Origin of the sequence: Caldicoprobacter sp. (assembly GCF_047459465.1) — a bacterium.
In the GTDB taxonomy this organism is placed as follows: domain Bacteria; phylum Bacillota; class Clostridia; order Caldicoprobacterales; family Caldicoprobacteraceae; genus Caldicoprobacter.
The window spans coordinates 1-8,819 of the sequence record NZ_VSCO01000074.1 but is presented as its reverse complement, the minus strand read 5'-3'; the positions used below and the strand labels follow the sequence as shown (position 1 = coordinate 8,819).

The 8,819-nt window shown below is 41.7% G+C and carries 8 protein-coding genes; all 8 read right to left on the bottom strand.

The window, feature by feature from the left end; genetic code table 11:
- Window positions 1-259 (bottom strand): RAMP superfamily CRISPR-associated protein (locus tag FWJ59_RS06100; protein WP_414481077.1); only part of this gene is annotated, 259 nt, incomplete at its 3' end.
- Entirely contained in the window at window positions 252-1,031 is a 780-nt protein-coding gene (gene csx7, locus FWJ59_RS06095) for a CRISPR-associated RAMP protein Csx7 (protein ID WP_414481076.1), read from the bottom strand. The genes FWJ59_RS06100 and csx7, both read right to left, overlap by 8 nt.
- Window positions 1,032-1,036: 5 nt before the next feature.
- Entirely contained in the window at window positions 1,037-1,372 is a 336-nt protein-coding gene (locus FWJ59_RS06090) for a hypothetical protein (protein WP_414481075.1), read from the bottom strand.
- A complete protein-coding gene (locus tag FWJ59_RS06085) occupies window positions 1,373-2,536 on the bottom strand; it encodes an RAMP superfamily CRISPR-associated protein (protein WP_414481074.1) in 1,164 nt (387 codons plus the stop codon).
- Complete coding sequence (locus tag FWJ59_RS06080) at window positions 2,536-3,078, bottom strand: RAMP superfamily CRISPR-associated protein (protein ID WP_414481073.1); 543 nt, start codon at window positions 3,076-3,078, stop codon at window positions 2,536-2,538. The genes FWJ59_RS06085 and FWJ59_RS06080 overlap by 1 nt, the downstream gene beginning before the upstream one ends.
- The gene (locus FWJ59_RS06075) at window positions 3,068-4,915 is read right to left on the bottom strand and encodes a Cas10/Cmr2 second palm domain-containing protein (protein WP_414481072.1); all 1,848 of its coding nucleotides are present in this window, start codon (window positions 4,913-4,915) and stop codon (window positions 3,068-3,070) included. Before FWJ59_RS06075 ends, FWJ59_RS06080 begins: the two co-directional genes overlap by 11 nt.
- 32 nt (window positions 4,916-4,947) lie before the next feature.
- Window positions 4,948-6,669 (bottom strand): CRISPR-associated protein Csx20, encoded by a 1,722-nt coding sequence (csx20, locus tag FWJ59_RS06070; RefSeq protein ID WP_414481071.1) that lies wholly within the window; start codon window positions 6,667-6,669, stop codon window positions 4,948-4,950.
- A gap of 36 nt (window positions 6,670-6,705) precedes the next feature.
- A complete protein-coding gene (gene csx2 / locus FWJ59_RS06065; RefSeq protein WP_414481070.1) occupies window positions 6,706-7,938 on the bottom strand; it encodes a TIGR02221 family CRISPR-associated protein in 1,233 nt (410 codons plus the stop codon).
- Window positions 7,939-8,819: the final 881 nt, after the last annotated feature.

Sequence of the window (8,819 nt, the reverse complement as noted above, 5' to 3'; positions counted from 1 at the left end):
CCTTAATCCTATTAGCGCACGGATTTCTAAATATATCGCAGCTTCCCGGCAACAACTGCTCGGCGCAGCTCCTGAAAACGCCCTTTAAGGACGAACCCGGCACGACAGGCACCGGTTCTCCATCCCGATACATGGTAATAAAGGTATTATCTGCTGCAGTAGGGTTCAGCTGATCCTCCCGTCCCGAGCGGATAAATAAAGGGCTTACCGTCTTAAGCTCAAAAGATATGACCGCCTCATTATACAACTTTCTAAACATATTGCCACCTCATTTCTTCCTTCAAGCCTTCCATGAGATAGCTTCTAAAATTTGTCGGCTCTATTTTATATGCTCTGGTATCTATAAGCCTGATGCAACCCAGGCCTACCGAGGTTTTACCCCCAACCCTCAGCTGCCCGCTTTCAAGCACCTTTACCATGAGCTTTAACAGCTCTTCATGTTCCGGCTCCAGATTATCCACTGACATACAAAACTCGAATTGAGCACCGGCATCCACCTGCTCAAAGTCGTATTTCTTTCCATCGGCAGCAGTTCCCGTATCCCTATCTATCCCCACTCCATCCCGTATGCTAAGATGAGCATCGCCTTTAAGCGTACAATCATCCACCTTCAGCTTGGAAGCAAAATAGGGATTGCCAAATATTCTGCAAACATCGCACAAATTCCTGTATATTTCTTCGGCTACTATGAGGTCCAAATCCCGGTCGCGCTTCTCTTCCTGGTAAATCCTTTTTATCTTTTCCACCTCATCTTCGTCGCCCAAACACGGATCATTGACTATCAGGCAAGCTTTAAACCTCTGGTCTACCCCGCTCAAAAGCAGTGTTTCAAGGTAGCTCCTCAGAGCCCCTTTGATTGAACTGCCCGGTATATACGGTTTGCCGTTCACATCCTTAATTACCGAATTGTCGGTCTGTATGGGATCTAAACTCTCCTCACCCGCCCCTATGTGGATAGGCGTCTCGGCTACCAATGTACCCTTTATGATATACTTGTTATAAAAACGATCGAGGAGCATCACCGGCTTCATCCCCCTTATTTCTTCAATGCTTTAAGTTTCCAATAAAGATAGCCAAAAAATCTGCTGATCTCTTCCAAAGCCTTTTTATCATCCCTGCCGCATTTTTCGTATATTTCATCAAGGTATTCTATTATTACATCAGCCAGCGCTTTATCATTGGAAAAAATTTTATCCCAGCCATTTCCTCTGCCCCTTTTATATTCCATGAATAGCCTAAACTCCTTATAGCAACTGGCGTCTACTGCCATAGTAGCTAATTTCCTTACATTGCTGCTTCCTATTCTACTTCTTTGCCAAAAATTTGTATTCTTCCCCAGCTCTTCTACAAAATCAAGCAACATTTCGGTCATTTAAAATCCACCCCCAGTGTGATACTCAAACTTTCCAAATCCGTCTTGAGTATCTTCTCCAAACCCCTCTATGGATTTAAAATATTCAACCACCCTATCAAACCCCAGACTTGTTTTAAACACTATTACGCTCCCCTTTTCCACCATATGAACCGCACTTTCACGCTTGTCCTCTCCTACCTTCGACGTATCATACCCTCTAAAATTGAAAACCTCCGCATATACTTTCTCTACCTGTATATCCAAATCTATACCCAGAGCCTTAAGCCATGCCTCTTTGTATTGTGCAGTGGTCATATACCCATCTAAATCGATATGCCCAAAATTCAATTTGGCATCCGACGTAAATTTGATGGCAAAATATCTTGTGGTTTCCTCCTTTATCTTATTGTGTGTTTTGTATTTGGCATTGAAATCCTCGAGCAACGCGATAACCCTACCTACGTCACAGATATCCGTCCTTTCATCCTCCGTGATTACGCTGCATCTACCAAAACCTACCGACGTATATTTCCCGATTCTAAGTTCATCAATAGCTTTCAGATCCTGCGGGGCTACTCCCCACATATGACCTTCAAATACGTTTTCCTCGTATCTCCCATTTTGATCCTTCGATGTAGCCGAAACAGCCAGCAAAGAATAAAGCGAGCCATCCTTTGCAGTGCCGGTATATCTGTTTATCGCCGTTCTGGTCACAAAGCTTTTAACCACGCTGTATTTTATGCCGTCCTTCAGCAGCCCTGAGACAAATTCTACCCTTCCTCTACCTCCCTCACACCTGGTACATCTGGACTCCTGCGTAAGGCAATCCACAAAGCCGTGCTGCGGATTTGCTTTACACACCATCCAAGTGGATGGAATGACTACCGCATCTTTGGGATAAAAAAACGAGATTCTTATGTCGCTAAATTTCTGGCACAGCATTTTCAGCCTGCAGTCGCTGCACTTTGGGTTATCCTTAAAATACACCCAGTTTGTCCTGTACGTCCCATTTACCATTACCACTTCATCAGGGTCATAATAAGGGCAGTTGTTCAGTATGTATCTGGCAAGAGCAGCCCTTACTACATTGCCCGGTATGTAATCCAGGCTCTCAATATAATTTGAGACTCGCTTTATCCCACCTACCACAAAGGGGGAAATAAACTTGAGCCTTACCTTCATCAAGTCACCTCCTCCAGATAAACCTTGACCCTTCCGTAACCCCTGCTTCCACCGCTGCCCACGCTGTCTATCATCTTAATGGCCAATTCTAAATCCTGTTTGTATTTCAAAGTCTCCTCGTCAAAATAAACCTTTATGGTGCCGATAAAAACGGCCGGTTTCACCACTTCCGTAATAAATAGCGCTTCATGCTTAGCAGTTCTTTTATACCTATCGATAGCACTGGATATCCTTATAAAAACGGGCTCTCGATTTTCGCTGCTTTCCTCCATTATCAGATCGTCTATGTATATCCGCGATGGGTTATACCCCTGGCCACCGAAGATGCTGCACAACGGGCATTCACATGGGCCTTCCTTATGATCAGGTAAGACCAGCTTGTAAAAGTTGCTACGCACTTTACCTTTTATAGTGCTGCCGGGAATGTAAGGCTTTCCCTTAAAACGTACCGTTCTTTTGTGTATATAGCCATCGGCCTCTCCCGACGCTATATTGAACGGCGTTTTAACCTCTATCCTCACGCTATATTCTTTAAGTTGCATCGCCCGCACCCCCTCCAATGCAATCCCAAAGCACCACTATATCTTCCCACGGCGATAAAAACGGCCTTTCTTTATTTGTACCGTTTTTTTCGATCAAGCCGTTAAACCGCCTGGGATCCACGCCAAATACCTCCGCTATGCCTTCAACAAACGTTTTATATTCCTGCGACAGCCTGGCCACCTGATAAGCGTAGAATAGTTGGAATTCATAGGGTTTCAACTCCCTGGCGGCATGTCTGAACTTGTACAGCTGCGAGCGCTTTATCCCTTTAGTAGCCTTCATGCGCTTAATTATCTCTATAAACTTCGTCAATTTTGAATTATCAGCGGGAAACAACGCCCACCTAGACCTGGATAGGTCTATGCTTATATTGCTCTCTATCACTTCTATGTCTACAGTGCCGCATTTCATCCCCCAATTCCTGGCCAGAGCCTTTGCGCTCTTTAGCTTTGACTGCGCTACCTGAAGCATGCTCTGCAAGGGGGTGGTATGCTTGGCAATACATATCCCTGCCGACATGGTGATTTGATGGTCAAAGCCTTGATCAAACCCATTTATTATCTCATTGGCAATCTCAAGGCTTACATCCCCCGGTACAACGATAAATACATCATCGCCACCCAGGGCAATTGCCTCAAACCTGGCGTTATCGCCCATTACTTTCCGTATAGCGTTATACACACATCGTTTGGTGATATAGTCCACCTTGCGACTGAAATACATGTTCTGAAGAGGATTGCCTATGTTCATCACCACGTTGCCCATGTTGTTGCCATCGGCATAGATCACCGCCACATGGCCGTGATTATCTTTTAAATCGGATATGCTGGCAACATCCCGTTTAGGCGGAATGCCAACGATCCGCTCGTATTCTTCATAAAATATAGCCTTCTCTATCCTACCTACTTCGTTTTTTCTCATACACGAGGGACAGGCCGGCATCTTACCCTCGGCCGTGTCCACAGCGTATCTAGCATCCCTTACGTTGCAGAGCCTGCAAACTTCTCCACAGGAACTTAAGCGTTCAACGCCGGCAAAGTTTATTCTTTTGCCATCTATGACTATTTCCTGCAAATCGCTGTCGGGATTGATTGGGTATACCTTAATCTTTTTCCTTTCCTCCAGGCGATCATGCAGGTCTTTTATCTTTTTTCTGTAATCGCTAAAAAGCTCATTCAAGCTACAAGATATGTACTCAAACGCCACTTTTGCTGTCAGGGCAATTGTGAAAAAGCATTTTTCTAGCTGTCGACAAGCTTTGTCTCCTTGCCCCCCGGGCAAAACCATTAAAACATTGCCCCCACCGCAATACAGTGCGCATTCTTCTATAAAATGACACGATAGAAATTTCTTTGTCACCTCTTCATTGAGATACTTGATTATGGCGCTGGCACCCCGTATATCCTTTATCCGGTTGTTCTCAAGGAAATATTTCTTTATCTTGTAAATTGAGCCCATCACCACGTCCACCTGTACATCATCCTCGAGGCTTGCTGGCTTCCCTGCAGCAACACTGGCTATGAATTCCTTTATTTTGTCAGTACCATTTTTAAAAAATTGCCTGTAGAATTTTCCTCTATCAAAAGGCGTTCCAGACCTACCGAACAATAAATAGTTAAGCAGTACGTAGAGATGGGCCGCATCTCTGATGGACGGTAAACATTCAATATCCTGGTCAAAATCAAAATAATACGGAACATCCCACCAATCTTCCAGCAAAGTTTTAACATCAAAATCTGGATTTTCTATCTTATTTTCTAGCTGTTCCTTCAACCTTTTAAACTCTGAGAGAGATATGGGTTTCGGTCCCAAAACACCCATCATACGCTGAGCCATCGGCACTACATCTCCCCGTTTCATAATTTAGGCTAAATGAGTTTATATCTTCTGAAATCTACATGTTCAAACTGTCGTACGCTCACTACCCTATCCCCTTGCCTTTCTTCGCTCACCCTCCTGTTGGTAGTGGCGTACACCGGGATTAGATTGCGTTTTATACAATATGAAACCACCATCAAGGTAGCACCGTAATCCCCCTGAACCAGGACATAATCGCCCATTTTGGCATTATCATCAATCCATTTCAGTATGTCCTCTAAATATTCATCAAGGTTATCCAAATTAGGTGGAACATTGCTCCATTTTTCAAGAAGTGCAGAACTTAATGGTACAAACCGGGTCACCCCCAGCTTCTCCCTTGCCTGAATTTTTTGAGGATCTGTCAATTCATGGGATAATATCAATAGCATTTGCCTTTCGGCTTTGCCGCAATCCACGATTTTTTGAGCTTTATTTAGAAACTCCTTTAATTTTTGTTCGAATACCGAAGCCCTAGCAGGATGCATCATCCAACCAGCATGATTTATATCGTTGCGGATGTAGCATATATCATACAGAAGTTGATAAAATTCCCTGGTAACGCTTAAATCCTCATCTGCAAACAAACTCTTTACAAGTTCAACCCCTTTATTATTGCCTACCTTATGAGCGTATCTATTTATCTCGTCTCTTATTTCCTTAACCCTCTTGTCCAACCCATACCTATCGCAAGCAAAACTTATAAGGCTTTCTTCCAAAATAGTAAGTCCCTGCTGATACATATTATTTCCGAGGCACCACTTTACAATTTCCAGCATGTTTGTATGCTCATCCGAACCAAACTTATCAAAACGCTCCTTTAGCAGGTCTATTATTTGTGCTAAGGGTTGTACGTGCTTATAGGCTTTACTTTCAACAACCTCCTCTATAGCCTCCTTTAGCTCCAACGCTTTTTCGGATAATTCTTGCCCTCTGCAGGTAAAAACCGCAGCGCTGAATTGCGCCATCGCATTGGCCAGCTTTTTCAAATTTCGAGGGTCTCTAAAAAGAGAAGCCGCATCTAGAGGAAGCTCCTTTTGAGAGATGTCCTCATTGATACGCTCCGAAAGCTTGCTGCTCTCTTGCCGGGTTAACTGCTCAATAATTGAAGCATCACCCGTCTTAAGATAGCGATCAACCCCTATCACCCACTCAAATAAGATCGCAAACGGCGTCAAATCCAGCACAGGAGCATTACGTTCATTTATTGGGATATCCTTTACCTTGTCCAAGCTTCCTAATACCTCAAATGCACCATAGTAAATACCCCTTATTTGACATTTTTTAACAACCTTGGCAAAGCATAAGACAATAAAAGTCAGCATGGGTAAAAAGCGAAATGAATGTGTTATGTCTAATACTATTTCATCTTCTTCTTCAAGGTTGTCCATAAATATGTCAAACAGTTGCCATAATTCTTCTTCACTATTGCCATTAGGAATAGGTATGTTTTTAACACGCTGGGGATCATGGGCAAAAATATCCTTCAGTATCTTTTCAAGGCCCGGCCTTTGTTGGTTATATTTTGCGCTATAGGCATTTTGCAACCAATTGCTTTGATATGCCCCTTCGGTCGTGAAAATAAGCACCGAATCAAATTCCAACCCTTTCCTGGTTAACAGTTTGATAAGCGCCTCTTGAATATAACAACAATCTTCTACTTTATGGTTGTCCATCACATAATTACAGGGAAGGTACGCGTTTGTACCCAGCAAAGAGATAAATTTGAGCATATGCCGCCCCCTCACCCTCAACTTTTCTAATTATCTTTAATCAATAACTATGTCTTCGTACAACTTAACGGCTTCTTTAAAAAGCTGTTCGAAGCTATCCAGTTGCTCTACGGTATCCTGAGTTCCTCTAGCTCGAGAACCATGTACAGCGGCGTTTCGCGTATATTCCAATTTGTAATACGTCTCCTTTTGAGCATCGCTGAATAGAACGCTATCATTGTTTTTAATAAACTGCCTAATCTTTTCTCGCGCATCATAATCCAAATAGTCATTGAAACCGTGCTTTCTTCCTATGCCAATTACAAGGCCTTCATACAGCAATATAAGGGCTTTTAAATACTGTTTCTTCCCGAAAAACAGTTTAGCTCGCTCCACCATTCTTTTATCCAAAGTAGAACTCAAGAGAGGCTTAAGCTGATCATTTAAATAACCGGCAATTGAAGCTTTGTAGTCATCTCCTCGGGAAAAGCTTTGTAACATTTCGGTTATCTGCCTAAGCTGGCTACGAGGCTGACGATTCATCTCAAGCCAGAAATATGTCTTTTCGGTATTCTCTATGCCCAGTAGGTTTAACAAGTCCACAAAATAGCCTGAATTATCAAAAGTGGCCAAGCCTTCAACCATTGACACTAAATCGGAAATCAGGTCGATTTTGAGAACCGGGACGGCATTGGCCGGAATATCGTTCATAAACTCGCCCATGTTCAGCGCTCCATAATACACGCTGACACCGGAAATTTCTTTTATGTACTTTAAGACCATTATGGAAAAAGCAAGGATAACAGGCATATGCCTATAAGAATGCGTAATATCAAGCATCACTTTGCATTTTTCTTCAGTAAATTCTTTAAGCAACGTATTTATATATATATCATAATCTAATGGGTCAACCGGGAGAAGCCTTATTCCTGGGATCTTACTGGAAAGCAGACTCTCCCACTGTCCAAGCATCTGATCTGAAATCCCCTTTTTCTCTTCTTCGCACACTTTCATATACCATTCAACTAAACCGTCAATCTCCTCTTTATTTTCATCCTCTAAAACAGTTGCAAGCTCAGACCAGTTGGAGTACCTGGTGCCAAATATTATCCATTGAACAATGTCATATCCCAACTTTTTTAGTACCTTATAAAGTGCTGCACCGAAAAGAGATGTGTATATAACCTCATCAGTTTCTTCAAAATAGTATCCTGCTTTTTTGTAACCTCCATTCTCTATTATTCCCTTACCTATTAAAGAAAGCAAGACAACCTTTTCGTTTGGATTCACGGTGTTCTCCACCTCTCAAGAATTTTCCTTTTTTGTTATTATTTCTACATTTATGTAGAAAATCCTTTTATGTCTTGTAAAAATTACGTAAAATTACGTTATACAAAAACTTCATTAGCAGACCTATCTTTAGAGAGTAAAAACAGCTTCCGATAATTCGTCAATTTACCATTTACACGCATTCAAAATTTAGTTCAGCCTTACCCCTAAAACCTCATATTAGCTAAAATAAAATCATTCCACCTTTGCCTGGAGATTAACAGCCAATACCATTCTATCTTCACACCATCGATTATTCTGCGGAAGATATTTAAATCACATAAATTTAAAACTTCCCTAACACTAGCCATGCAAAAAAGTGAACCACAAACAGGCTGCTTTTCTGGTAAATAGAAAGCCGTAAATACTGATACTTATTCGAATTTACAAACATAATAAAGCTGTAACAAAATAAATTATAATTACCTTCGTAGTTTTTGTCGCTTAAAGATAGGATAAAGAGCTGCTCGACATCAAACAATTGCAGTTAATAGATGGTGTTTCACTCCCCTATAAAATCAAAATTATCAAAATTAAAAGCAAAGTTAGATGTTTCAATACCTATAGAGGAAATCTAAAAATTGCTATATTTAACATAAAATAATAACAAAAAACAAAGCAAGTTTCAATCCCTTATAGGTAGTCTAGAAACAAGATTAATTCTTGGGTGCAAGAAGAGCATAAGATCAGGTTTCAATCCCTTATAGGTAGTCTAAAAACCTAATGGCGGAGGCCGAGGAAGAGATGAGAAGGGAAGTTTCAATCCCTTATAGGTAGTCTAAAAACTAAATAAAAGCCCGTTCTCTTTCATCTACGGGATCATGTTTCAATCCCTTATAGGT

Coding starts and splice junctions, on each gene's coding strand:
- FWJ59_RS06080 (WP_414481073.1), bottom strand. CDS start 3,078: ATGCAACTTAAAGAATATAGCGTGAGGATAGAGGTTAAAACGCCGTTC.
- FWJ59_RS06090 (WP_414481075.1), bottom strand. CDS start 1,372: ATGACCGAAATGTTGCTTGATTTTGTAGAAGAGCTGGGGAAGAATACA.
- csx7 (WP_414481076.1), bottom strand. CDS start 1,031: ATGAAGCCGGTGATGCTCCTCGATCGTTTTTATAACAAGTATATCATA.
- FWJ59_RS06085 (WP_414481074.1), bottom strand. CDS start 2,536: ATGAAGGTAAGGCTCAAGTTTATTTCCCCCTTTGTGGTAGGTGGGATA.
- FWJ59_RS06075 (WP_414481072.1), bottom strand. CDS start 4,915: ATGGCTCAGCGTATGATGGGTGTTTTGGGACCGAAACCCATATCTCTC.
- csx20 (WP_414481071.1), bottom strand. CDS start 6,669: ATGCTCAAATTTATCTCTTTGCTGGGTACAAACGCGTACCTTCCCTGT.